We start from the raw sequence: 23,304 nt of genomic DNA on the forward strand, positions 1-23,304 counted from the left end.
ACGAGAGTAATGGAAACAACATGAGACCTGAGGACTTTCAAAGAGACTTCACCGACCTGGTAAGCGAGCGCGTGGGCGGCAAAGCCCTTGCATGCTCCGACCAATGGTTCGCCGAGTGCACAAACCTGGTCAAGCACGAGGAACCTATTTTCAAAAAGGGGCACTTTATCGCTACCGGTCAATGGATGGACGGCTGGGAATCCCGCCGCTCCTTTGGCCGGCGCGCGCGAGCGAAATCGGATCTTGATCACGATTGGTGTGTGCTGCGGCTGGGTATCGCAGGCGAACTGCATGGCATTGATATCGAAACCACCCACTTCACAGGTAATGCCCCGCTGTTCGCAGCGGTCGAGGGTGCCTGGGCGATCGGTGCCCTCGATGAAGACGCCGAGTGGTTCGAACTACTGCCCAAGTCGCCCACAGAGGCTGACAGCCACAATGTATTTGCAATCCACGAGCAGCGCCCCTGCACTCACATACGCCTGAAAATTTATCCCGACGGAGGCGTAGCACGCCTGCGCACCTGGGGCAGACCACTGCCTCGCCGGGAACACTATGTGCCGGGTGAAATACTGGATCTGGCCAGCGTGGTCCTCGGCGGTCATGTACAGCAGTGCAGCGACATGTTCTACAGCTCGCCAAACAATTTACTCATGCCTTACGTCGGCACAAACATGGGCGACGGGTGGGAGACAAAACGACGCCGGGATGAAGACAACGACTGGTGCATTGTGCGACTGGGCCTCAAGGGCACCATCCGCAAGGTACTGATCGACACCGCCCATTACCTCGGTAATTACCCCGACCACTTCAGCCTTGAAGCCGCCTCGATCAACGAGCACTACACCGACAGCAACACAGAGTGGGTAAAAGTAATCGATAAAACGCCGCTCCAGGCGGACCTCATCCACCTGTTCATCGACGAAATTCTGGTACGACCGCAGCAACACTTCACCCACGTGCGGCTCAATATCTTCCCCGATGGCGGCATAAGCCGACTGCGCATTATCGGCGAACCTGACTGGACAGATGCATCATGAGCCTACACGCCTTGAACAACGCCTCCAGGGAAGATGCAGAGCATCTACTGAGACAATGCTGTACCAGCGAAGCCTGGATTGCTGGCGTGCTTGCCGCGCGTCCATTCGCAAGCCCGGCAGAATTGATTGCAACGGTCGACAGGGTCTGGGGACAGCTGGCGGAAGAGGACTATCTACAGGCGTTTGACGGCCATCCCAAGATCGGCGACGTAAATTCACTCAAGGCCAAATACGCCAACACTAAAGCGCTTGCCGCAGGTGAGCAGGCATCCGTGGCGCAAGCTAATGATGATGTAATCGCTGCGCTCGCCGAGGGCAATCGCGACTACGAGCATAAGTTCGGATTTATTTTCATCGTTTGTGCCACCGGCAAAAGCGCCAGCGAAATGCTCAACCTGTTGCAGGCCCGCTTGCCCAACCCCCGCGAACAGGAGCTGGCGAATGCCGCCGAAGAACAGCGCAAGATCTTCCATCTGCGCCTGGAGAAACTGCTATGAGCCAGATCACCACCCATATTCTCGACACCGCCAGGGGCTGCCCGGCTGCCGAAGTGGCCATTACGCTGTGCCGCCAGGAACAAAACACCTGGGTAATCATGGGCGAAGGAATCACCAACGAGGACGGCCGCGTTGCCGACCTCTGTCCACAGGACCTTGTTTTACCTGCAGGCACCTACCGGATGCACTTCGCAACAGCCGCTTATTTCCAACGCCATGGACAAACCGTGTTTTACCCCTGGGCAGAGGTGGTCTTTAACATCGAGGAAGATGGCGCTCACTACCACATACCGCTGCTGCTATCGGGCTTTGGTTACTCCACCTATAGAGGCAGCTAATGCAAACATTAAGCCTAACTGCGAAGACCCTGACACGCGATGCATTTTCGCCCTACGGTGACGTCATCGAAATCAGCGAGGACAACGAGCAGTTCCCAATCAACTACGGCCGTACCCAGCGCCATCACGCGCTGGCGACGGTGCAACTGCAAGAAGCCAACGATAGTGCCATCATCAGCGTGTTCTGCAGCCAGCCAATAGTCCTGCCATTTCGCGCCGAAGTCATGGAGCGCCACCCGAAAGGCAGCCAGGCATTCATGCCCCTCGGATCAAGCCCCTACCTGGTTGCTGTGGCGCCAGCGGGAGAATTCAATCCCGAATCCGTGGAACTGTTCCTGGCTCGCCCCGATCAGGGAGTGAATTATCACCAGGGAACCTGGCATCACTACAGCCTCGCGCTGGATACACCAAGTAACTTTCTCGTCATCGATAGACAGGGATCGGGGGAGAACTGCGATGAAGTCGAGTTGTCGCCGCCGCTCGAGTTCCGTCTGGAGGCGCCCGCATGACCAGCCACGCCTACCGTGCCCGAGTATTGCACTTTCTCCACGATCCCGACCTGGTACCCATCGAAGATAGCTACGAATATATTGAAGATGGCCTGCTAGTCATCGAAGATGGCAGAGTCGCGGCACTCGGTAGTGCTCAGCAGCTCCTACCCGAACTGGGCAGCGAGGCCACAATTACCGACTACCGCGACAAGCTGATCTGTCCGGGTTTTATCGACACCCACATCCACTACCCCCAGAAGGAAATGATTGCTTCCTACGGCGAACAATTGCTTCAGTGGCTGGAAACATACACGTTCCCCACAGAAACCCAGTTTGCCGACGAGGACTACGCCGCAGCCGTCGCGGAGCGATTTCTCGATGAATTACTGCGCCATGGGACCACAACGGCTCAAGTATTCGGCACTGTCCACGCACAGTCAGTAGATGCGTTCTTTGCCGCGGCTGAGCAACGCGACCTGCGCATGATCTGCGGCAAAGTACTCATGGACCGCAATGCTCCCGAGGAACTGCGCGACACACCGGAAGAGGGATACGCCGACAGCAAGCGCCTGATAGAGACCTGGCACGGACGCGGCCGGCTTCGCTATGCCGTGACGCCGCGCTTTGCACCCACTTCATCGCCAGAGCAGCTGGCCCTGGCTGGCAAACTCTTAACGGAACATCCGGGCGTGCATATGCACACGCATCTTTCGGAAAATCTCGCCGAAGTTGCCTGGGTCAAGGAGCTGTTCCCTGAAGCGAAGCACTACCTCGACAGCTACGACCGCGCCGGACTGCTTGGAGAGCGCAGTACCTTCGCACACTGCATCCACCTGGAAAACGATGAGTGGCAGCGCCTGGCTGATACAAACTCAGCGATTGCTTTTTGCCCTGCCTCAAATCTCTTTCTTGGCAGTGGCTTGTTCAAGCTGCAACGGGCGGTACACGAAGGCGTCAAAGTGGGACTGGGAACAGACGTGGGCGCAGGAAATACATTCTCGATCCTGGAGACAATGGCCGACGCGTACAAAACCCAGCAGCTGGATGGCAACCGCATGACGCCCTTCAAGGCCTTTTATCTGGCCACGCTGGGAGGCGCCCACAGCATCGATTGTCACCAACACATTGGCAACTTCGCTGTGGGCAAAGAGGCCGACTTCGTGGTGCTGGATCCCGCTGCAACACCACTGATGGAGTATCGCAGCGAGCGCTGCGACTCTCTCCTGGAACTGCTTTTCGTACTTGCCATGCTCGGCGATGATCGCAGTATTCTCGCAACTTACGCCGCTGGCGCTTGTGTGCACCAGCGGGACAACTCGGAAACTACTTGATATGGAAGCCTATGTCCTCGACTGGTTGCAGCTTATTTTCCGTTGGCTGCACGTCATTACCGGTGTAGCCTGGATCGGAGCCTCGTTCTACTTTGTCTGGCTGGACAATCACCTGCAAGACCCGCCGCGCTGGAAAAGCGACAAAGGCATCAAAGGTGACTTATGGGCCATTCACGGCGGCGGAATTTACGAGGTCGCCAAATACGAGCTCTCACCCGAGAAAATGCCCGAAACCCTGCACTGGTTTAAGTGGGAGGCTTACAGCACCTGGCTGACTGGCATGGTGTTGATGATCCTGGTGTTCTATGTGGGCGCGGATGCGTACCTCATTGATCGCAGGGTGGCAGAACTCAGCCAGTTTCAGGCCATAGCCACCGGCCTGGGGTTTATTGTGGGCGGCTGGGTACTTTACGAAACGCTGTGTGCGACACCACTGGCCCGCAATGGCTACGTGCTGGGTCTGGTCCTTATCGGACTCGCTGTAGTCAGTGCCTACGCGCTGACTCATTTGTTCAGCGGCCGGGGAGCCTATATTCATATGGGAGCAATGATTGGCACGATTATGGCCGGCAACGTATTCAGGGTCATCATGCCTTCGCAGCGCGCGCTCGTGGCAGCCATTGAGGCTGGCGATGCACCGGATCCAAGCTGGGGACAGAAAGCCAAGTTACGATCGACGCACAACAACTATCTCACGTTACCGTTGTTGTTCATCATGATCAGCAACCACTACCCAATGACCTATGCCCATGAGCACAACTGGCTCATATTGCTGGCGATTATCGCAATCACCGCCTTCGCGCGGCACTACTTTAACCTCCGCCACAAAGGGATTAACAAACCCATTATTCTGGTTATCTCACTGCTCGCCACCGCCACACTGGCCTGGGCAGTCATGCCCAAGCCAGCGCCGGTCAGCGATTCGACTGACACGGTCTCTCAGGTAAACGCTCCGACTGCGCAGAAGATCCTGACTAAACACTGTGTGAGCTGCCACTCTGCGCAACCTACCGACGAGACATTTACCACCGCACCCATGGGTGTCATGCTGGACACCGTTGACCAGATGCAGCAATGGGCACCCCGGATCAAGGCGCGTACTGTGGACTCCAAGGACATGCCTTTCTTGAACAAGACCGGCATGACGCCGGCAGAACGAGCAACTCTGGGTGCATGGATTGATGCCGGCGCGCCGGCTAACTGAAGATGCCCGCCTCAGTCGTCGCGAATATGTTGGCCCAGAATGTCGTAAAGGACAGGTCGGTGTTCACGGATTTCCTCTCGGGTAAGGCCCTCGAGGGAATGAGGGTACTTGAGCCAGGCTTCAGTCTCGTGCAGGTAGTAATCCGGCACGCGCTCAACTTCGCTACGGGTGGGTTTGTAGTAAGGCACAGCCACGCGAATTTCCCTCGGCGTATTAAGCCGGGCCTTCTCCTGCAGATGGCGAATCACGGCATCGATCGTATGCCCGGTGTCGAACACATCATCGACAATCAACAAACGATCATCGTGGGTAATGTACTTGATCAGGTAGTTCATACCGTGTATGCGGATGCTTGCGGAACGTCCGTCGATCTCTGCCGCGTAAGACGATGTGCGAATAGCGATGTGATCGGTCTCAATGCCGGAATAGGCCAGCATTTCCTGCACGGCTATGCCGACCGGCGTCCCGCCCCGCCAGATGGCGATAATAAACGAAGGGCGAAATCCATCGGCGACAATATCTGCGCCAAGGCGGAAAGAGTCTTCCAGCAATTGCTGGGCAGAGAGATAGGTTTTCTCGATCATGACCTGTCGACTGGGTCTACACTATGACTAGTATAGAGCGCACACGTACGAATGTCTGGAGATATTGTGTCCCTGCAGTCTGAGAAACGATTTATCGAAGAGGAAGAACTGCTCAACGACGCCTTCCGTCTGGCAGTGAACATCTACGAAAGCGGCTTTCGGCCCAATTTCATTGTCGGTATCTGGCGAGGCGGGTCGACGGTTGGCATCTACGTCCAAGAGTGCCTTCAATACCTGGGCGTCATGACCGACCACATCGCCATCCGCACCTCTTATCGCGGTATGGACAGCTATCTGGAAAAAGTGCAGTCGCCGGAAACAATTCGTGTGCATGGCCTCCAGTATCTCTACGAGCAGCTCAACCGGGATGACCGCCTGCTACTCGTCGATGACGTCTTCAGCAGCGGCCACAACATTGAGGCGGTATTGCAACGCCTGCAAGCCAAGTGCAAGCGCAACTATCCCGAGGACGTGCGGATTGCTGTGCCTTTTTACCGCCCAGACAAAAACCGAACAGGACGTATCCCCGATTACTTTCTGCATGAAACATCAGACTGGCTGGTACTGCCCTACGAGCTGCAGGGCCTGACCGATGACGAGATCACTCACCATAAACCCTGGGTAAAGCCCATTTTGGAGAACCTATGAATAAGTCCCTTTCTCTCGCGATCGCCACCACCTTTGCCAGCGGCAGCGTATTCGCCCACAACGGCACCCACCCGGATGGCATACTGACTAATCTCGCCCACTTATGGACCCACCTCGACCACTGGGGTCCCGCAATGGCGGTACTGGCCGGGCTGGCCGGGCTGGCGATACTGGCACCGGCTGCAGGCCGCGCCGTATCTACCCACCTCACCGCTAAGGACAAGCAGTCGCGTTGAATACGATCGTCGCACCGGACCTGGTGGATGAATCTGCCTGGCACGCCTCCCTAGAACTCAGCCTCGCACAGCGCGAAGCACAGACGCGCCTGTATCGCTGCAGGCACAAAGGGCCACTGTATGTACAAAAGGCCTTTTACCCCGAGGGTGATTCGCTGGCGCACCTGTATCTGCTGCACCCCCCCGGGGGCGTTGTTTCAGGCGACCATCTCACCATTAATGTCGACATGGAGAACGCCGCCAGGGCGCTGATTACCACGCCCGGAGCTGCACGCATTTACCGGGCGCGAGATTTCAACCCAGTGCAAAAGCAGGACGTCCGACTCAAGCTCGCCCCTGGCTGCAGCCTCGAATGGTTTCCGCTTGAGACCATTATTTATAACGGCGCCTGTGTGCAACTGGACACCCAGATAGAGCTCGAGGGAGACAGCCATTTTGTGGGCTGGGAAATCAGTTGTTTTGGTCTCCCTGCTTCGAATCAGCCGTTTTCTCAGGGCAGTTTCCTGCAGCGCTATCGCGTCTTTCACGATGGCGTTCCGGTGTTTGTCGAAGGGCTGCACATTACTGAAGAGAACCTGACAAACCAACTCCAGGGCAGCGCGACGCTGCGTGGTGAGACCAGCTGCGGCCTGTTTCTTGCAGGCCCTTTAAGCAAACCACTGACAGAAGAAGACATGGATCAATTACGCAACGCTACTCACACACCTCAGGCCGACCTGTCTCAGGTGGGTAGCTTTGTCGTTGGCCGCTACCTGGGCGACAGCGCCGAGCAGGCACGCAAGGCATTCACAGGCTGGTGGCATGCACTACGCCCTCGGCTACTGGGCAGGCCCTCTTGCCAACCACGTATCTGGTTAACCTGAACAACTGACGGAAGACGACATGGAATTGCTCCCCAGAGAGAAAGATAAGTTACTGGTATTCACGGCGGCACTACTGGCAGAAAGACGGTTGGCGCGTGGACTGAAGCTGAATTACCCGGAGGCAGTCGCACTGCTAACCCTGGAGATTATGGAAGGGGCACGCGACGGCAAAACGGTGGCAGAACTCATGAGTTACGGCAGGGAAATTCTCACCGCCGACCAGGTAATGCCCGGCGTGGCTGACCTGATTCACGAAGTACAAGTAGAGGCGACCTTTCCCGACGGCACCAAGCTGGTCACTGTTCACAACCCCATAAACTGAGGATACGGCCATGAAGCCAGGAGAAATACTCGCCGCAGAAGGCAATCTGCAACTCAACGTGGGGCGCACCACCGTCACCCTATTCGTCAAAAATAGCGGCGACCGGCCGATACAAGTGGGCTCCCACTACCACTTCTATGAGGTCAATCCGTCACTGGAATTCGACCGGGAAGCCGCCCGTGGTTTCCGCCTGAATATCGTATCCGGCACCGCGGTTCGTTTTGAGCCAGGCCAGGACCGCGAGGTGGAACTGGTCGCCTATGCGGGGAAACGCGAGGTCTATGGTTTCCGCGGTGAGGTGATGGGACCACTGGACAGCGAGGAGGCGGACGCATGACTACCATCGACAGAAAATCCTATGCCGCCATGTTCGGTCCCACGACCGGAGACCGTGTCAGGCTCGGCGATACTGCGCTGCTGATCGAAGTGGAGAAGGACTACACAGTTTACGGCGACGAAGTAAAGTTTGGCGGAGGCAAGGTCATTCGTGACGGCATGGGCCAGGGCCAACTAACCAGCTCAGAAGTGGCAGATACCGTCATTACCAACGCCCTGATACTCGATCACTGGGGAATCGTCAAAGCGGATGTCGGCATTAAAACAGGACGCATATGCGGCATTGGCAAAGCGGGCAACCCGGATATTCAGGACAACGTCACGATCGTTATCGGCCCCGGCACCGAAGTCATCGCCGGCGAAGGGCAGATTCTTACTGCGGGAGGGGTCGATGCGCATATTCACTTTATCTGTCCACAGCAGATCGAAGAGGCGCTGATGTCGGGTGTGACTACCATGATTGGCGGAGGCACTGGACCTGCAACCGGCACCAATGCCACAACCTGCACACCCGGGCCATGGAACATTGGCAAGATGCTTCAGGCCACCGATGACCTGCCCATGAACTTCGGATTCCTGGGCAAGGGCAATGCCAGCCAGGCACTGCCGCTGGAAGAACAACTCGCTGCGGGTGCCTGCGGTTTAAAACTCCACGAGGACTGGGGCACCACGCCTGCTACCATCGACACCTGCCTTAGCGTGGCAGAGCGGTTCGACGTACAGGTGGCCATTCATACCGACACCTTGAATGAGTCCGGTTTTGTCGGCGATACTCTGGCTGCGTTCAAGGGTCGCGCGATTCACACCTACCATACTGAAGGTGCCGGAGGCGGACACGCGCCTGATATCATTCGCGCCTGCGCCGAATCTAACGTACTGCCGTCGTCGACCAACCCGACCCGGCCCTATACACGCAATACTGTAGATGAGCATCTCGATATGCTCATGGTATGTCATCATCTGGACACCTCTATTCCGGAAGATGTTGCTTTCGCTGACTCGCGAATTCGCAAAGAGACGATTGCCGCCGAGGACATATTTCATGACCTGGGCGCATTCAGCATGATTGCGTCGGACTCCCAGGCGATGGGCCGGGTCGGCGAGGTGGTGACACGCACCTGGCAAACCGCCCACAAAATGAAAGTACAGCGCGGCGCTCTGGCCGAGGACAACGAGCGTCACGACAACTTCCGCGCGCGACGCTATGTCGCCAAGTACACGATTAACCCCGCGATTACGCACGGCATAGATCACGAAGTCGGCTCAATTGAGGAGGGCAAGCTGGCCGATCTGGTACTGTGGAAACCGGCGTTTTTCGGCGTCAAACCTTCGATGATTATCAAGGGCGGCTTTATTGCTGCGGCTCCCATGGGAGACCCCAATGCATCGATTCCCACACCGCAGCCAGTCCACTATCGACCCATGTTTGGTGCCCATGCCGGCGCCGCGCGGCATACCTCGGTCACTTTCTGCTCGCGAGCAGCCGTCGAAGCAGCCATTGCTGAGACCCTCGGCGTGCGCCGTAAAATGGTGGCCTGCCGCAATACCCGATCCATTAGCAAAGCCAATATGCTGCTCAACACATGGCAGCCCACGGTGACCGTCGACCCACAAACCTATGAGGTGAGGGCCGATGGCGAACTACTTACCTGCGAGCCAGCGGATGTACTGCCGCTCGCCCAGTTGTACAACCTGTTCTGAGGTAGGAATGCTCGAAGTTTACGAACGCCAGACCGCGGCTGCCGCCGACAACATCCACGCCCAGGTGGTACTCGATCACCTGCAGCGCGAACGAGGACGCTTCAAGGCTGAGTCCAGCAACGGCGAAGAGGTCCGTATTTTCCTGGAGCGCGGCCAAACCCTGCAGGTTGGAGAGATCCTGAAAACCCGATGTGGCAAATTCTTACAGGTGGACGGCGCCAGGGAAGCGGTGCTGGAAGCCAGTACCGACGACGCGTTGCTGTTCAGCCGCGCCTGCTATCACCTGGGCAATCGTCATACCAAGGTACAGATCGGCGCCGGCTGGCTGCGTATTTCCCCCGACCATGTGCTGGAAGAAATGCTCAGCGAACTGGGCCTGGCAACGGTTAGCACCCAGGCGGTATTCGTTCCCGAATCCGGTGCCTACGCTCGGGGGGGACATGGCCATCACCACTGACAGCGCGCTGTTGCGACTGCTGCAGCTCTCCAGCCCAGCCCTGCCGGTAGGAGGCTATGCGTTCTCGCAGGGTATGGAGTATGCCGTCGATGCCGGCTGGCTTACTGACCGAGACAGCACCGCTGACTGGTTGCGCCAACAACTGGCATTCTCGCTGGGGCGGGTTGATCTGCCACTACTGCTGCGACAGCACCGGTCCAGCCTGTCCGGCGACATCCATACTCTAAACTACAACAATGCGCTGGCGCTAGCCTGCCGCGAAACTGCAGAATTACGCCTCACTGACACAGCAATGGGGCAGGCACTGGCGCGCCTGCTGGGCGACCTTGATATGCCACTGCCCGCGATCGACGGCGAGCAAAGTTTTGTAACTATTTTCGCCTGCGCCGCTGCGCACTGGGGTATCGACGAAGACAGTACATGTCGAGGTTACCTGTGGTCCTGGCTGGAAAACCAGGCCGCGGCCGCGACCAAACTGGTGCCACTTGGACAAACGGCCGCCCAGCAATTGATCAGCCTGCTGCAGGCCGATCTGGAAGCCTGCTTGAGCGCAGCCAAACAACTTGAAGACATAGATATTGGCGGGTCACTGCCGGCACTGGCATTGGCCAGCTGCCGTCACGAGTCTCAGTACTCCCGCCTGTTCCGTTCCTGAAGGAGAGATACATGACTGTAAAACAAACTTTGCGAGTTGGTGTCGGCGGCCCTGTAGGCTCCGGTAAGACAGCCCTGCTGCGCGCGCTCTGCAGCCACCTGCGCGACGTCTATGACATCGCAGTAGTCACCAACGACATTTATACCAAGGAAGATGCCAAGTTCCTCACAGAGCACGAGGCATTGGAAGCGGATCGAATCATCGGCGTAGAGACCGGGGGCTGCCCGCACACTGCCATTCGTGAAGATGCCTCCATGAACCTCGCTGCGATCGACGAACTTCGAAAGCGCCACGGCGAATTGGACATAGTGTTTGTAGAGAGTGGCGGCGACAACCTGAGTGCAACGTTCAGCCCGGAATTGTCTGATCTCACACTGTACGTGATTGACGTATCTGCGGGCGACAAAATACCCCGCAAGGGAGGCCCAGGTATTACCCGCTCCGACCTGCTCATTATCAACAAGACCGACCTCGCTCCTATCGTCGGTGCCTCACTGCAAGTCATGGATCGCGACGCCACTAAAATGCGCGGCGATCGCCCCTTCGTCTTTTCCAATCTGAAGCAAGAGGAAGGTTTAAAGGACATCATTGATTTTATTGTCGATGCAGGCATGTTGCCGCCACTGGAAAGCCGGCCCGACGCGACTGTCGGCCAATAATGCCAACCTGACTCATGCCAGCCATACGCTGGCATGAGTTGACCGGAAAGAATGACCATGTCCGACCAGCACTACCCAAGAAACCTGAGTGGCTACGGCGAAACCACGCCGCATGCCAACTGGCCAAATCAGTCCCGTATCGCCATACAGTTTGTCATCAATTACGAAGAGGGCGGCGAAAACTGCATTCTTCACGGCGACCCGACCTCCGAGAAGTTTCTATCGGAAATCATCGGAGCCGATGCCCGCCAGGGCACCCGTCATATGAGTATGGAGTCGATCTACGAATACGGGTCACGCGTCGGTGTGTGGCGGCTGCTGCGGCTGTTCAGAGAGCGCGAGGTACCGGTCACCGTATTCGGTGTCGCCTCTGCCATGCAGCGTCACCCCGAGGTTGTCGAGGCCATGCTGCGCGATGGTCATGAGATCTGCTCTCACGGCCTGCGCTGGATCGATTACCAGTACGTGGAGGAGGACGTCGAGCGACAGCACATGCAACAGGCCATCGAAATTCACAAAAGACTCACAGGCGAGCGACCGCTGGGCTGGTATACCGGCCGCACCAGCCCGCAGACGCGCAAATTGGTCATGGAAGATGGCGGGTTTGTCTATGACGCCGATGACTACAGTGACGATCTGCCCTTCTGGTATACCGATGCGGACAAGCACCAATTAATCGTGCCCTATACCCTGGATGCCAACGATATGCGCTTTGCCACACCACAGGGTTTTAATAGCGGTGACCAGTTCTTCAGCTACCTCAAGGACAGTTTCGACACCCTCTATGCCGAAGGCGTCGACGCGCCCAAAATGATGTCTATCGGCCTGCATTGTCGCCTGGTCGGGCGCCCAGGGCGCTTCGCGGCTCTCAAGCGTTTTGTCGAATACGCTCAGTCTCACAGCCAGGTCTGGTTTGCCCGCCGTATTGAGATTGCACGTCATTGGCAGACAGAACACCCATTCCCGGGCTGACACCCCGCACCGACTGACGCGCGGCCGGGTGTTAGGCCGCGCGCAGTGCCCGTCCCAGCGGCTTACTGCCCAGGGCCTCGGTCACCGCACCGTCGCACCAGACCTGTTCACCATTAATGAACGTGTGGGTGACCACCCCATCGGAGCGACTCAGCATCTGGTTGTGCTCGAACAGCTCCCGATAGGCGAGAATCCGGTTTTCGTTGTCATCCCAGTTAGCCAAGGCTTCCGGGTCGATTATCACCAGGTCGGCCTGGGCACCCAGTTCCAGCTTGCCCACATCCTCCAGGCCGAAGAACGCCGCCGGCTCACTGGTGAGACGCTTGACCATGGTGGCCACGGTTTCCATCGACTGGTTGTAGGCGAGCTTCAACGAACTCAGGTTGGAATCGAAGAAGGCCATGTTGGTGATATGCGCGCCGGAATCGTTGAAACCGGGCATGGCATTTTTGTGCAACAGGAAATCCAGCGTGGCGCGTTTGCCCTGATTGCCAATGTCCACCCAGAAACGGAAGCCCTTGTCATACTCACGCAGCAAGGCAAGCATGAAATCGGCGTCATCGGCCATCGTGCGCGGGAAGCTATCAAAGGCCTCGCGTTCTGCATCCGATCGAGCCTGGTCCGACTGGCCGCGCTGGTAGCGCTGCACACGATTATAGACATCCTGCAGGCTCTCGCCTTCCCACTCGGACACCGGCGCCCCGTCAAAGATCATCATCCGCAACTCACGAGGCACCAGGTTGTCAGGCATACCCAGCTTGGTCTTCAGCCCGGCCAGGCCCTTGCCAACGCGGCCGTGCAACCAGTCGCTGCGGAACCGCTCCACCCAGGCGGGGTCGTTGAGCAGCGCCATGCGCCCTTCAACATCATCGTATTCTTTGGCGATGAGTTCAGCAGTTGAATCCAGTTCTTCAAACAGTGGGCTGACAATACCGTCGGACCAGACCCGGAAATTGGTTCCCAATGCCTGAAAATGCATATTGCCCTTGAACAACTTGCTGTTCATCAGTGCGGCAAAACCCAGAAAACCCCGGTGTACCTTGGGCGCGAGCACAAACTCCATCACCGACAGTGCCGACGTCTTCAACGTTTTGCCGAACAGGCGGCCGCTGGTGAGTGCGAAATACAGGAATGCCTTGGCGCGGTTTTCAATAATGGGCGTGGTCTGCCAAACACGGTTGCGGTTACGCACCACCCGCAGCAGACGCTTCAGCTCACCGAAACTGGCAAACTGGGTTGGAATGCGTTTGTCCGTGTGCGGTGAGTTCGCCAGGTAATGGAAGGGCAGGCCATCGGTGGACATGCCCAGGTAGCCCTGGTCCATCGCCGTGTCCAGCAGGCTCTCCATCCGCACCAGTTCGGCCTCGGTAGGTTCACGGCTAATGCTGGCTTCCAGACCCATGACCTCAATGCGCAGCATGGAGTGCGGAATGAAAATGCCGATGTTAGGCCCCAGGGGCATATCATCGAAATGATCCATGTATTCGCCGGTGGACTCCCAGGTGACCGCCTCGGCAGCCTTGCGCAACACTGACTTGGGGATGTTCTCCACACGAGTGAAACAATCCACGATCGGATCCTGGTCACCCACCCGCTGACTCCCGAATGCCGTACCCAGGCTACAGTTCCCCACCAGCACGGTGGTCGTTCCGTGGCGCACGACTTCAGGCAGCCCGGGTTCGAGGTCGACCTCGAGGTCCAGATGAGTATGAATATCCAGCAGCCCCGGTGTCACCCACTTACCAGTGGCATCAATAACCTCGTCGGCCATGGACCGCGGCAAGAACATACCCATGGCGGCAATCTTGCCGCGCTTGATGGCAATATCCATCTCTCTTGGCTTATCGCCGCTGCCATCGAAAACAGTGGCATTCTGGATAAGGGTGTCCCAGGTCTTTCTGGACATAAACTAACTCCGGCTCCCATGAGCGCTTTAGGCTATCATTCCGAACCTGACGTATATAGCAGATAGCACTACCACAGGACAATTCCTATCATGGGTTCGATCCCTTTTGACAACAGCTACGCCCGCCTACCCGACCTCTTTTATACGCGCCAGGCGCCCACACCGGTTCGCGTACCTGGGCCGATTGCCGTAAACAGGCCGCTCGCAGAATACCTGGGTATCGACCCTGACTGGCTCGCATCCCCCGAGGGAACTGACGTTATCGCGGGTAATACAGTACCTGAGCTCGCCGAGCCGTTGGCAGCGGTCTACGCGGGACACCAGTTCGGGAGTTACAACCCGCAGCTCGGCGACGGTCGCGCCGTGCTGCTGGGCGAGGTTGTCACTGTAGATGGACAACGTTTCGACATCCAGCTGAAAGGCTCGGGCCCCACGCCCTATTCCCGCGGCGGCGATGGGCGCTCACCTATGGGGCCGGTGATTCGCGAGTATCTGCTGAGCGAAGCATTCCATGCCCTGGGCATACCCTCCACCCGCGCCCTGGCGGCCGTCAGCACCGGCGAGGACGTGTTCAGAGAATACCCTCTGCCGGGGGCTGTCATGGCCCGGGTCGCTTCCAGCCATATCCGTATTGGCACCTTCCAGTTCTTCGCGGCACGCGGCGAACAGGAAGCCCTGCAAACTCTCAGCGAGTACGCGCTGCAGCGCCATTATCCCGACCAGGCAGATGCGCCCAACCAGCCACTGGCGCTACTCAACAGCGTCATCTCGGCACAGGCCGAATTGGTAGCCCAGTGGATGTGCCTGGGCTTTATTCACGGCGTCATGAACACCGACAATATGCTGATTGGCGGCGAAACCGTGGACTTCGGGCCCTGCGCATTCATGGATGAATTCAGCGCTGGCAAGGTGTTCTCTTCCATTGACCAGCACGGCCGCTACGCCTACGCCAATCAGCCGGCCATCGCACACTGGAATCTGGCGACCCTGGCCCAGGCACTATTGCCGCTACTCCACGAGTCACAGGAAGAGGCCGTCGCCCTGGCACAGGCAGCGGTAGACAGCTTTCCGGGGCAGTATCAGCTGGCCCATCATCAAGGCATGGCCAATAAGTTCGGCCTGGCCGATATTACCGAGCCAGACAACAAGCTCATCGAAGACTTTTTCGCGTTGCTCGAAGCCGAGAAGTGCGACTTCACCCTGGCCTTCAGGCGCCTCTATGAACTGGCGCGCGATGAGGGAAGCGACATTGACCCATGGTTTGAGTTCACACCGGCCTTCGAGCTCTGGCTGGCCCAGTGGCGCAGACGGCTCACCAACGACCCACTCACCCCAGAGACCCGGGCGGAGCGAATGCGACTGGCCAATCCCGTATTTATTCCCCGTAATCACCGGGTGGAAGAAGCCATTCGTGCCGCCGAGGATGAGCAGGACTTCCGCGCGTTTCACGCCCTGGGGGCGTGTCTGGAAGATCCTTACACATGGCGGGAAGACTGCGCGCACTATGCGGTGCCACCCATGCCCCAGGAAATCGTACAGCGGACATTCTGCGGCACCTGACTGGCGAAACTCCGGCCACAGACTAAGCTGAAACAGCCGGGCAGCCACCGGGGCCGCCCACCATTCCGAGGAGTTTTATGATGGCCGGATACTATGAACTTAAACTCGCCAAAAACGGCGAATTCTTCTTTAACCTTGTGGCCGGGAATGGCCAGAACATCCTCAAGAGTGAGATGTACAGCAGCAGGGGCGCTGCCGAGAACGGTATTGCCTCAGTACAGAAAAATTGCAGCGACGCCGATCGCTATGAATGCAAGGCATCAGGGGACGACAAGCATTACTTTGTCCTGAAAGCCGCCAATCACCAGGTGATCGGCCAGAGCCAGATGTACACGTCGGGATCCGGCTGCGACAACGGCGTTGAGTCGGTCAAAACCAACGGCACCTCAACAGATATTCGCGACCTGACGAAAGGCTGAGCACTAGGCCCGCCAGACGCGCTTCTCCATAGTACCTAACATCTTGGACAACTCCACCCGCTCCGGGTCGACCCGAATCACGCAGTAGTTCGGGTCACTCGGACCCTCGGGCCAGAATTGGTATAAATCGTAATCCATCACGTCCCACACCCGCGCCAGCACGAGGCAGCTCGGCCACGCGTATGACGTTGCGACGCTTTAGTTCTTCAAGCAGTGATGCCACTCCGTAGCCACCTCATCTGGTTGCGATCAGGGTTTTCCGTACCACTTTTTACCGCTCGAACGAGCTCACATTAAAGTGGGCTGTAAGCCAGTGAGACGTACAGGGGCGAAATATCTGCGCGAGGCCTTGAATCCCTCTATAATTCGACCCATCTAGCGACCCACACCACACGATTGAGAATAGCCCGTGAGCATTGAATTCTTCGGCAAAACCTTGTCAGGCCCCTTTACCGTGCCCTCCGGTATCGTTACTACTGCGGCGCCAATCATGCAGTATTTCTTCGACAACATCCCCGAAGTGGGCGTGATCACCACCAAAAGTATTGGACCCGAGCCAAGATTGGGCTACCGCGAGCCGGTGCTGAGCCAATATGCGCCGGGCTGCTTCGTGAACGCCGTGGGCCTCACCAATGCTGGGCCGGCCGCCTCGGCCAGATCATTGGCGAAGCTGAATGTGCCGGAAGACCGCTTCCTGCTGACCTCGATCTTCGGCGGCAGCGTCGAGGAGTTTGTCGAGGTGGCGAAGATCCTGGCACCGGTCTCCGACGGCCTGGAACTGAACCTCTCCTGCCCCCACGCCAAGGGTTACGGCATGGCCATGGGCCAGGACCCAGAGATGGTGAAGGCGATTGTCAGCGCGGTGAAGGCTGCGGTGGATATTCCGGTGGTCGCCAAACTGACCCCCAACACCCCCGATATCGGCGCCATAGCCAAGGCAGCCGAGGCCGGCGGCGCCGACGGCCTGTGTGCCATTAACACGGTAGGGCCCGGCTATACCTCGGCCCACGGCCACCCGGTGCTATCCAATGGTGCCGGCGGCATGTCCGGCAAGGGTGTACTGCCCATTGCCCTGAAATGCGTGCGCGAAATTCGCGTCGTCACCGACCTGCCCATTATTGGCTGCGGCGGTATCTCCAGTGCAGACGATGTCCGCGCATTCCAGCAGGCAGGGGCAGACGTTATCGGCGTGGGCTCAGCCCTGGTCGGACTGACTACTCAAGAGATCGACGACTACTTCAAGGCGGTCACTGCGGACCTGGAAAGCGGCAAAAACCGCGCCGAGACTCATATTCGCTACGACGTGGACATGAACTTCAAGCCCGTCACTGTGGTGAAGAATGAGAAGGTCTGTGACGACATCACCATCATGACTTTCGATCGCAAAATAAACGTTCAGGCCGGCGAGTTCGTATTCCTTTGGGTACCGGGCATCGGCGAAAAGCCCTTCTCGGCATTGACTGACGACCCGTTCTCGCTGGTCATCATCGATGTGGGCGAATTCACCCACGCCATGCTCGACCTCGACATTGGCACCGAATGCTATGTGCGCGGCCCCCACGGCATTCCCGTGGATCCCGCGGAAGACCAGAAAATCATGGCTGTTGCCGGCGGTACTGGCCTTGCCGCCGTGTACCAGATCGCCCGGGATTTCGGCAACGCCGAGGTATTTGCCGGGGCCCGCACCGCCGAGCGCCTTTACTTCCTCGAGGAGTGCAAGCAGATTGCCGATGTGCATGTCGCTACCGATGACGGTAGCGCCGGCTTCCAGGGCGTGGTCACCGAGTTGCTGCGCGAGCGCCTGCAGGAAATGTCCGCCGAAGAACGCGACAAACTGGTGTTTTACAACTGCGGCCCCGAGCCCATGGTATTAGCGGCCATCGCGGTGCAGAAGGAATTCTGTCGAGACGACCAGATATTCAGCGCCATCGATTACCTGACCAAATGCGGCGTGGGTATTTGCGGTGCCTGCGCAGCGCCAGACGGCCGCCGGCTGTGCGTCGATGGCCCGTTCCTGGTCGAGGGTGCCCCCGCGCTGGCCAGCTAGTCTGCCATGGCGGCGCACNCCGCATCGATCGGGCAGGTAATCACCGCCATATTGCGGTAGCCCATGGTTTTCAACTGCCGGGCCGCCAAAGTGGCGCGGCCACCGGTCGCACAATGCAGATACAGCGGGTGCTGTGCGTGGGGCGCGGCATCGGTAATTTTCATCTCCAGTACACCCCTGGGGATATTAACGGAGCCAGCGACAGCCTGGGCGCTCACCTCGCCGGGTTCACGCACATCCACCACCGTGCCATGCTTTGCTGCGCACTCCACCCTGGCGGCGGCCGCGTCCAGGCAACGCAGCCCCGCACGGGCTTCCTGGACGAGTTCAGGTACCGTTTCAACATCGGCTAACTCCTTTATCTCCATCTGACACTGCACCATTGTAGGCCCCGCAGCACCTCGGCGGTTTGTCGAAGATCAAGGAAAGTGCGCCCTGCGGCGGCCTGAGTCAAGCTATACCCAGTAAGGCTTCGGCGCTAAGATATACCGCCATACCTGCAGTACCCAAAGATCTCGGAGCACCGCTATGGCCAAAGGCGTCTACCACGCCCCCTGGGAAAAATCTTTCGACAGCATCCTCACACCGCTGGAAGAGTTTATCCATCGCCAGACCACCTCGGGCATTCTGCTGATGATTTGTGCCGTCGTCGCGCTGATCATTGCAAACAGCCCCTTCCATTACAGCTATGAACACTTCCTGCACAAGGAACTAGCTATCAGTCTGGGGGAAAAGTCCTTCTCGTTGTCCATTCACCATTGGATTAACGAAGCGCTGATGGCCATGTTTTTCTTTATCATGGGCCTGGAACTCAAGCGAGAATTGCTGGTGGGTGAACTGTCGTCCCCCAGCCAGGCGATGCTGCCCATCAGTGCCGCGATTGGCGGCATGCTCATCCCCGCTCTCGGCTATTTCGTGTTTAACACTTCCGGGCCGGATGCCAAGGGCTGGGGTATTCCCATGGCCACCGACATCGCCTTCGCCATCGGTGCCCTGAGCCTGCTGGGGCCGCGCATACCCAAAACCCTGATCACCTTTTTGATCGCCCTGGCCATTGTCGACGACCTGGGCGCGGTCGCGGTGATTGCGCTGTTCTATACCGATAGCCTGGACACCGTTGCCCTGTTCTATGCGGGCATATTCACCTTCGTGCTGCTCTCGTTCAACCTGGGTGGTGTCCGTCGCCCGCTGCCCTATGCCGCCGTGGGCATTCTGCTGTGGACAGCCATGCTCGCCAGCGGTATTCACGCCACGATTGCAGGCATTGTCGTGGCCTTCGTGATCCCGATACGCCCCAAATTCGAAGCCGAGACCTTTATCGACCGAGTCAAGGACAGCACTGTTGCCATGCAGAAGTCTGTGGCAGAAAACCCCGACATTATTCACAACAACCGGTTCCGCTCGCTGGTAATCGCCATGGGCGACGGGGTCCAGCTGGTACAGGCACCGGCGCAGCGCCTCGAGCACTCCCTGCACTTGCCGGTTGCCTACCTGGTGATTCCGATCTTTGCGCTGGCCAATGCCGGCATTCCCATCGAGTTTGCCGAGTTTGGCAGCGCCGTCAGCAGCCCGATCACCCTCGGGGTGCTGTGCGGCTTGCTGCTCGGCAAGCCCTTGGGCATCGCCGGATTCACCTGGATTGCTATAAAACTTGGCTGGGCCAAGCTGCCCGACGAGCTCAATATGAAGCACATCACCGGCGTAGGCTTACTGGGCGGCATTGGCTTTACCATGTCGATTTTTATTGCAGACCTGGGTTTCGCAGGCAAGCCGGAAGAGTTGCTCGCTGCCAAGACCGGTATTCTGCTGGCCTCGGCGATTGCCGGTTTTACCGGCTACTTCCTGTTGCGTACCACCACCAAAAAGCCACAAAACTAACCAATTGTTAATCCCGGCTTAAGCAACAATCCGTAACATACCCGTAGCGATACAAACGGAGTTTCACTGTGGAGACACAAACCATTGCCTTCGTCCTCAACGGCAGCGAAGTGCAGATCGACATTGAGCCAGATACCCCGCTGCTGTGGGTGCTGCGCGATGAGCTCAACTTTACCGGCACCAAGTTCGGTTGCGGCATGGGCCTGTGTGGCGCCTGCACCGTGCACCTGGAGGGAGCAGCCGTACGCAGCTGCTCCCTGCCCATCAGCCTGGCCGAAGGCAAGGCCATTACCACCATTGAAGGGCTGGCGACCAATGGCGATCACCCCCTGCAGCAAGCCTGGGTGGTAGAGAATGTACCACAGTGCGGCTACTGCCAGTCCGGCCAGATTATGTCCGCGGCCTCACTGCTGGCCAGCAATCCCGCCCCCAGTGACGCGGAAATCGACAGCGCCATGTCCGGCAATATCTGTCGCTGCGGCACTTATGGCCGCATCCGCAATGCTATTAAGCGCGCCGCATCCGCCGTCCAGAACTGGGAACCGGAGGTGAACGCATGAACCTGAGCAGACGAGACTTTCTGCGCAACGTCTCCGTCATTGGCGGAGGTCTGACCCTCGGTTTCCACCTGCAGGGCTACGCCAGCGCCCTGGGCGACGACGCCGAACTTGCACCCGATGCCTTTCTGAAAATCACCCCAGGGGGCGACATCATCGTCCAGGTGCATAAAACCGAGATGGGCCAGGGCACCGTCACTGGCATGCTCAGTCTGATTGCTGAAGAGCTTGAGGTCGCTCCGGACCAGATCCGCTACGAAATGGCCCATGTGGACGACGCCTTCCGCGATCCTGAATACTATCTGCAAATTACCGGTGGCAGTAACGCCATCCGCGTTCTCTATGAACCCCTGCGCCAGACCGGCGCCACTGCCATGGCCATGCTGATGGCCGCAGCCGTGGGTCGCAGTGGCCATCCCGAGCAGGAACTCCACGCTGGTGACGGCGTCATCGCTACCGCCGACGGCAGTATCAGTTACAGCTACGGTGAGCTGGCCAGTGCCGCAGCGGCATTACCCGTACCCAGCAAGGTCGCCCTCAAAAACGCGTCCCGGTTCAACGTGATTGGCCAACAGAACCAGCGCCTGGACAACCAGCCAAAGGTGGAAGGCAGTGCCAACTTCGGTATCGACGCCGGCCCCGCCGATGCACTGGTTGCCGTGGTGGTCCGTCCCCCGATTGCTCACGGCCCCGTGACCAGCTTCGACGCTTCCGAGGCCCGCAAACTCAATGGGGTGAAGCACATTGTCCAGATCGACAGCGGTGTCGCTGTCGTCGCCACCAACTACTGGCGGGCGCGCAAGGCGGCAGAGAAAGTCACGATCCAGTGGCAGCAGAGCGAGTCACCGCTGGTCGACAGTGCATCCATTGAGCAGGCGCTATCCGAGGCTCTGGATGGCGACGACTTTGCCACTGTTCGAGATGATGGCAAGCCCCCGGCATCCGGGGCGGCAGATCAGATCGAGGTGGAATACTCGGCGCCATTCCTGGCCCACGCCACTATGGAGCCAATGAATGCCACGGTGGCCATTAACGGCGACAGCGCTGATGTGTGGGTGGGCGTGCAGGCACCTGACCTCGCCCGCAGCTTTGCCAGCAAAGCGCTGGGCATCGACGACGACAAGATCACCGTACACAACCAATTCCTCGGCGGCGGCTTCGGCCGCCGGGCCATCCCGGACAATGTGTTTGAGGCCGCCCAGATTGCACGCGCAGTGGGTGAGCCCGTGCGTCTGGTGTGGAGCCGTGAGGACGACACTCGCCACGACTACTTCCGCCCGCCCATGAAAACCCGATTCCGGGCCCGCCTGGGCAGCAACGGCGAGGTCCTCAGCTGGGAAAACTGGCTGGCAGGCCCCAGCCTGATGCAGCACAATGTGCAGAATATGTCGGTGGGTATTCTGCCGAGCTGGATTCCCGATTTCCTGATCGACTTCGGGGCCGATATGGCCGCGAAGAAAGATGGTTCAGCCACTGAGGGCCTGAAGGACATCCCCTATGCCTTTGATCACATCTACATGGGCTATCGCAATGTCGAAACGCCGGTTCGGCTTGGCGCCTGGCGCTCCGTCGGCCACAGCCACAATGGTTTCTTTGCCGAGAGTTTTGTTGATGAGTTGGCAGTGGCCGTTGGCGAAGACCCGATTGCATTCCGCCGCAGACATCTGCCTGCGGATAGTCGCCATCGCCAGGTTCTGGACACCGTCGAGAAGCTCAGTAACTGGGGCAATGCGCCGCAAGGGCACTACCAGGGCGTCGCAGTGCACGAATCGTTCCACTCCGTGGTAGCCGAGGTCGTTGAGATCTCCATGACCAACGGCAAACCCAGGCTCGAGAAGGGTTACGTTGCGGTCCACTGTGGCCGGGCCGTCAACCCGGACATTGTCCGTCAGCAAATGGAGGGCGGCATGCTGTTTGGCCTGTCCGCGGCGCTCTATGGCGAGGTAACCTTCAAGGACGGTGCTGCTGTTCAGGGTAATTTCCACGACTACCCGACGCTACGCATGAGTGAAGCGCCGGAAATTGCCGTGACGATTGTGGAATCTGACGCACCACCCACCGGTGTGGGCGAACCCGGCACACCGCCTGCACCGGCAGCATTGGGCAACGCGATTTACGCGGCCACCGGGCAGCGTCTGCGGGATCTGCCTTTCCGGCTCTAAGTTTCTGGCAGGGCCGCCAGCAAATGCTGGCTTAGGTCGCCGGCGAGGCGCATCAACACCTGGCGGCGGGTGAAATACCAGCCGTCAGCATCGCAGGCAAAGGTATCGTGATAGCGGCCCGCGATAATCGGCTGCAGCGGCAGGTTATCGGTCGCCTGCAGCACCGTAAAGTAGGAACGCGCGCTCGCCGTCTGCCCTGACACTTCGATGATGACATTGGTAGTGACATGGTGTGAGCGAGGTGTGCCTTCTGGGTAAAGCCGGGTGAAGCCACGATAGATTTCACCAATGGCCTCGGCACCTTCACCCAGCACATTGCCATCCTGGTCGACATATTGCGCCCGGGCAAACAACGCAGCCAGGGTATCGAATTGGCCGTCATCAATGAGCTCGGCATAGCGATACACCAGATTCTCAATCTCGCGTTCGGGGGCCATCGCG

The 23,304-nt window shown here is 58.4% G+C and carries 27 protein-coding genes; 22 read left to right on the plus strand and 5 right to left on the minus strand.

Annotated features, from left to right (window positions below; translation table 11 throughout):
• Positions 1–20 precede the first annotated feature (20 nt).
• From alc to A3709_RS14480, 6 genes are read left to right on the plus strand one after another with little or no spacing between them, the layout of a single operon-like run.
• Positions 21–1,040 (plus strand): allantoicase, encoded by a 1,020-nt coding sequence (alc, locus tag A3709_RS14455; protein ID WP_066055946.1) that lies wholly within the window; start codon positions 21–23, stop codon positions 1,038–1,040.
• Positions 1,037–1,537, plus strand: a complete 501-nt coding sequence (gene uraD, locus A3709_RS14460; protein ID WP_066055948.1) for a 2-oxo-4-hydroxy-4-carboxy-5-ureidoimidazoline decarboxylase — start codon at positions 1,037–1,039, stop codon at positions 1,535–1,537. Before alc ends, uraD begins: the two co-directional genes overlap by 4 nt.
• Positions 1,534–1,875, plus strand: coding sequence for a hydroxyisourate hydrolase (uraH, locus tag A3709_RS14465; protein ID WP_066055950.1), 342 nt, complete (start codon positions 1,534–1,536; stop codon positions 1,873–1,875). The genes uraD and uraH overlap by 4 nt, the downstream gene beginning before the upstream one ends.
• Entirely contained in the window at positions 1,875–2,384 is a 510-nt protein-coding gene (locus A3709_RS14470) for an ureidoglycolate lyase (RefSeq protein ID WP_066055953.1), read from the plus strand. The genes uraH and A3709_RS14470 overlap by 1 nt, the downstream gene beginning before the upstream one ends.
• Positions 2,381–3,697, plus strand: a complete 1,317-nt coding sequence (gene guaD / locus A3709_RS14475) for a guanine deaminase (protein WP_066055956.1) — start codon at positions 2,381–2,383, stop codon at positions 3,695–3,697. Before A3709_RS14470 ends, guaD begins: the two co-directional genes overlap by 4 nt.
• Before the next feature lies 1 nt (position 3,698).
• Entirely contained in the window at positions 3,699–4,901 is a 1,203-nt protein-coding gene (locus A3709_RS14480; protein WP_066055958.1) for a urate hydroxylase PuuD, read from the plus strand.
• An 11-nt stretch (positions 4,902–4,912) separates the two neighbouring features.
• On the opposite strand, the gene A3709_RS14485 is transcribed toward A3709_RS14480, so the two are convergent.
• Entirely contained in the window at positions 4,913–5,485 is a 573-nt protein-coding gene (locus A3709_RS14485; protein ID WP_066055961.1) for a phosphoribosyltransferase, read from the minus strand.
• A 66-nt stretch (positions 5,486–5,551) separates the two neighbouring features.
• Here A3709_RS14485 and A3709_RS14490 point away from each other — a divergent pair, with 66 nt between their 5' ends.
• From A3709_RS14490 to puuE, 10 genes are read left to right on the plus strand one after another with little or no spacing between them, the layout of a single operon-like run.
• The gene (locus A3709_RS14490; protein WP_229801769.1) at positions 5,552–6,133 is read left to right on the plus strand and encodes a phosphoribosyltransferase; all 582 of its coding nucleotides are present in this window, start codon (positions 5,552–5,554) and stop codon (positions 6,131–6,133) included.
• Positions 6,130–6,369, plus strand: coding sequence for a hypothetical protein (locus tag A3709_RS14495; protein ID WP_066055967.1), 240 nt, complete (start codon positions 6,130–6,132; stop codon positions 6,367–6,369). Before A3709_RS14490 ends, A3709_RS14495 begins: the two co-directional genes overlap by 4 nt.
• Complete coding sequence (locus tag A3709_RS14500) at positions 6,366–7,232, plus strand: urease accessory protein UreD (RefSeq protein WP_066055973.1); 867 nt, start codon at positions 6,366–6,368, stop codon at positions 7,230–7,232. Before A3709_RS14495 ends, A3709_RS14500 begins: the two co-directional genes overlap by 4 nt.
• 19 nt (positions 7,233–7,251) lie before the next feature.
• Positions 7,252–7,554 (plus strand): urease subunit gamma, encoded by a 303-nt coding sequence (locus tag A3709_RS14505; RefSeq protein ID WP_066055977.1) that lies wholly within the window; start codon positions 7,252–7,254, stop codon positions 7,552–7,554.
• 10 nt (positions 7,555–7,564) lie between these two features.
• Positions 7,565–7,891: an urease subunit beta gene (locus A3709_RS14510; protein ID WP_066055979.1), complete on the plus strand. Its 327-nt coding sequence runs from the start codon at positions 7,565–7,567 to the stop codon at positions 7,889–7,891.
• A complete protein-coding gene (ureC, locus tag A3709_RS14515; RefSeq protein WP_066055982.1) occupies positions 7,888–9,591 on the plus strand; it encodes an urease subunit alpha in 1,704 nt (567 codons plus the stop codon). Before A3709_RS14510 ends, ureC begins: the two co-directional genes overlap by 4 nt.
• Positions 9,592–9,598: 7 nt before the next feature.
• On the plus strand, positions 9,599–10,048 hold the full coding sequence (ureE, locus tag A3709_RS14520; protein ID WP_066055986.1) for an urease accessory protein UreE: 450 nt from the start codon (positions 9,599–9,601) through the stop codon (positions 10,046–10,048).
• Positions 10,032–10,703: an urease accessory protein UreF gene (locus tag A3709_RS14525; protein WP_066055989.1), complete on the plus strand. Its 672-nt coding sequence runs from the start codon at positions 10,032–10,034 to the stop codon at positions 10,701–10,703. The genes ureE and A3709_RS14525 overlap by 17 nt, the downstream gene beginning before the upstream one ends.
• An 11-nt stretch (positions 10,704–10,714) precedes the next feature.
• Entirely contained in the window at positions 10,715–11,362 is a 648-nt protein-coding gene (gene ureG, locus A3709_RS14530; protein ID WP_066055991.1) for an urease accessory protein UreG, read from the plus strand.
• Between the two features lie 57 nt (positions 11,363–11,419).
• Entirely contained in the window at positions 11,420–12,334 is a 915-nt protein-coding gene (puuE, locus tag A3709_RS14535; RefSeq protein ID WP_066055994.1) for an allantoinase PuuE, read from the plus strand.
• A 31-nt stretch (positions 12,335–12,365) separates the two neighbouring features.
• On the opposite strand, the gene A3709_RS14540 is transcribed toward puuE, so the two are convergent.
• Entirely contained in the window at positions 12,366–14,240 is a 1,875-nt protein-coding gene (locus A3709_RS14540; protein ID WP_066055997.1) for an amidohydrolase family protein, read from the minus strand.
• A gap of 90 nt (positions 14,241–14,330) precedes the next feature.
• Between A3709_RS14540 and A3709_RS14545 the strand changes: the two genes are divergently transcribed.
• Both A3709_RS14545 and A3709_RS14550 read left to right on the plus strand, forming a co-directional pair.
• Positions 14,331–15,800 (plus strand): YdiU family protein, encoded by a 1,470-nt coding sequence (locus A3709_RS14545; RefSeq protein ID WP_066056000.1) that lies wholly within the window; start codon positions 14,331–14,333, stop codon positions 15,798–15,800.
• An 80-nt stretch (positions 15,801–15,880) separates the two neighbouring features.
• On the plus strand, positions 15,881–16,219 hold the full coding sequence (locus A3709_RS14550) for a YegP family protein (RefSeq protein WP_197484200.1): 339 nt from the start codon (positions 15,881–15,883) through the stop codon (positions 16,217–16,219).
• A gap of 3 nt (positions 16,220–16,222) precedes the next feature.
• Here the strand turns inward: A3709_RS14550 and A3709_RS24840 are convergent, their stop codons facing one another.
• Positions 16,223–16,357, minus strand: a complete 135-nt coding sequence (locus A3709_RS24840; protein ID WP_255359744.1) for a hypothetical protein — start codon at positions 16,355–16,357, stop codon at positions 16,223–16,225.
• A 271-nt stretch (positions 16,358–16,628) separates the two neighbouring features.
• On the opposite strand from A3709_RS24840, the gene A3709_RS14555 reads away from it, so the two are divergent.
• The gene (locus A3709_RS14555; protein ID WP_066056005.1) at positions 16,629–18,266 is read left to right on the plus strand and encodes a tRNA-dihydrouridine synthase; all 1,638 of its coding nucleotides are present in this window, start codon (positions 16,629–16,631) and stop codon (positions 18,264–18,266) included.
• Here the strand turns inward: A3709_RS14555 and A3709_RS14560 are convergent.
• Entirely contained in the window at positions 18,263–18,634 is a 372-nt protein-coding gene (locus tag A3709_RS14560; protein ID WP_066056244.1) for a rhodanese-like domain-containing protein, read from the minus strand. The two genes, A3709_RS14555 and A3709_RS14560, sit on opposite strands and share 4 nt — an antisense overlap.
• A gap of 160 nt (positions 18,635–18,794) precedes the next feature.
• On the opposite strand from A3709_RS14560, the gene nhaA reads away from it, so the two are divergent.
• From nhaA to A3709_RS14575, 3 genes are all read left to right on the plus strand, one after another.
• Entirely contained in the window at positions 18,795–20,144 is a 1,350-nt protein-coding gene (gene nhaA / locus A3709_RS14565; RefSeq protein ID WP_066056008.1) for a Na+/H+ antiporter NhaA, read from the plus strand.
• A 68-nt stretch (positions 20,145–20,212) separates the two neighbouring features.
• Entirely contained in the window at positions 20,213–20,704 is a 492-nt protein-coding gene (locus A3709_RS14570; protein ID WP_304438770.1) for a (2Fe-2S)-binding protein, read from the plus strand.
• Positions 20,701–22,863, plus strand: coding sequence for a molybdopterin cofactor-binding domain-containing protein (locus A3709_RS14575; protein WP_066056010.1), 2,163 nt, complete (start codon positions 20,701–20,703; stop codon positions 22,861–22,863). Before A3709_RS14570 ends, A3709_RS14575 begins: the two co-directional genes overlap by 4 nt.
• Here the strand turns inward: A3709_RS14575 and A3709_RS14580 are convergent.
• Positions 22,860–23,300, minus strand: coding sequence for a nuclear transport factor 2 family protein (locus A3709_RS14580; protein ID WP_066056012.1), 441 nt, complete (start codon positions 23,298–23,300; stop codon positions 22,860–22,862). The two genes, A3709_RS14575 and A3709_RS14580, sit on opposite strands and share 4 nt — an antisense overlap.
• Positions 23,301–23,304: the final 4 nt, after the last annotated feature.

Source organism: Halioglobus sp. HI00S01 (assembly GCF_001635445.1).
In the GTDB taxonomy this organism is placed as follows: domain Bacteria; phylum Pseudomonadota; class Gammaproteobacteria; order Pseudomonadales; family Halieaceae; genus Halioglobus; species Halioglobus japonicus.

Coding starts and splice junctions, on each gene's coding strand:
- alc (WP_066055946.1), top strand. CDS start 21: ATGAGACCTGAGGACTTTCAAAGAGACTTCACCGACCTGGTAAGCGAG.
- uraD (WP_066055948.1), top strand. CDS start 1,037: ATGAGCCTACACGCCTTGAACAACGCCTCCAGGGAAGATGCAGAGCAT.
- uraH (WP_066055950.1), top strand. CDS start 1,534: ATGAGCCAGATCACCACCCATATTCTCGACACCGCCAGGGGCTGCCCG.
- A3709_RS14470 (WP_066055953.1), top strand. CDS start 1,875: ATGCAAACATTAAGCCTAACTGCGAAGACCCTGACACGCGATGCATTT.
- guaD (WP_066055956.1), top strand. CDS start 2,381: ATGACCAGCCACGCCTACCGTGCCCGAGTATTGCACTTTCTCCACGAT.
- A3709_RS14480 (WP_066055958.1), top strand. CDS start 3,699: ATGGAAGCCTATGTCCTCGACTGGTTGCAGCTTATTTTCCGTTGGCTG.
- A3709_RS14485 (WP_066055961.1), bottom strand. CDS start 5,485: ATGATCGAGAAAACCTATCTCTCTGCCCAGCAATTGCTGGAAGACTCT.
- A3709_RS14495 (WP_066055967.1), top strand. CDS start 6,130: ATGAATAAGTCCCTTTCTCTCGCGATCGCCACCACCTTTGCCAGCGGC.
- A3709_RS14505 (WP_066055977.1), top strand. CDS start 7,252: ATGGAATTGCTCCCCAGAGAGAAAGATAAGTTACTGGTATTCACGGCG.
- A3709_RS14510 (WP_066055979.1), top strand. CDS start 7,565: ATGAAGCCAGGAGAAATACTCGCCGCAGAAGGCAATCTGCAACTCAAC.
- ureC (WP_066055982.1), top strand. CDS start 7,888: ATGACTACCATCGACAGAAAATCCTATGCCGCCATGTTCGGTCCCACG.
- ureE (WP_066055986.1), top strand. CDS start 9,599: ATGCTCGAAGTTTACGAACGCCAGACCGCGGCTGCCGCCGACAACATC.
- A3709_RS14525 (WP_066055989.1), top strand. CDS start 10,032: ATGGCCATCACCACTGACAGCGCGCTGTTGCGACTGCTGCAGCTCTCC.
- ureG (WP_066055991.1), top strand. CDS start 10,715: ATGACTGTAAAACAAACTTTGCGAGTTGGTGTCGGCGGCCCTGTAGGC.
- puuE (WP_066055994.1), top strand. CDS start 11,420: ATGTCCGACCAGCACTACCCAAGAAACCTGAGTGGCTACGGCGAAACC.
- A3709_RS14540 (WP_066055997.1), bottom strand. CDS start 14,240: ATGTCCAGAAAGACCTGGGACACCCTTATCCAGAATGCCACTGTTTTC.
- A3709_RS14545 (WP_066056000.1), top strand. CDS start 14,331: ATGGGTTCGATCCCTTTTGACAACAGCTACGCCCGCCTACCCGACCTC.
- A3709_RS14550 (WP_197484200.1), top strand. CDS start 15,881: ATGGCCGGATACTATGAACTTAAACTCGCCAAAAACGGCGAATTCTTC.
- A3709_RS24840 (WP_255359744.1), bottom strand. CDS start 16,357: ATGGATTACGATTTATACCAATTCTGGCCCGAGGGTCCGAGTGACCCG.
- nhaA (WP_066056008.1), top strand. CDS start 18,795: ATGGCCAAAGGCGTCTACCACGCCCCCTGGGAAAAATCTTTCGACAGC.
- A3709_RS14575 (WP_066056010.1), top strand. CDS start 20,701: ATGAACCTGAGCAGACGAGACTTTCTGCGCAACGTCTCCGTCATTGGC.
- A3709_RS14580 (WP_066056012.1), bottom strand. CDS start 23,300: ATGGCCCCCGAACGCGAGATTGAGAATCTGGTGTATCGCTATGCCGAG.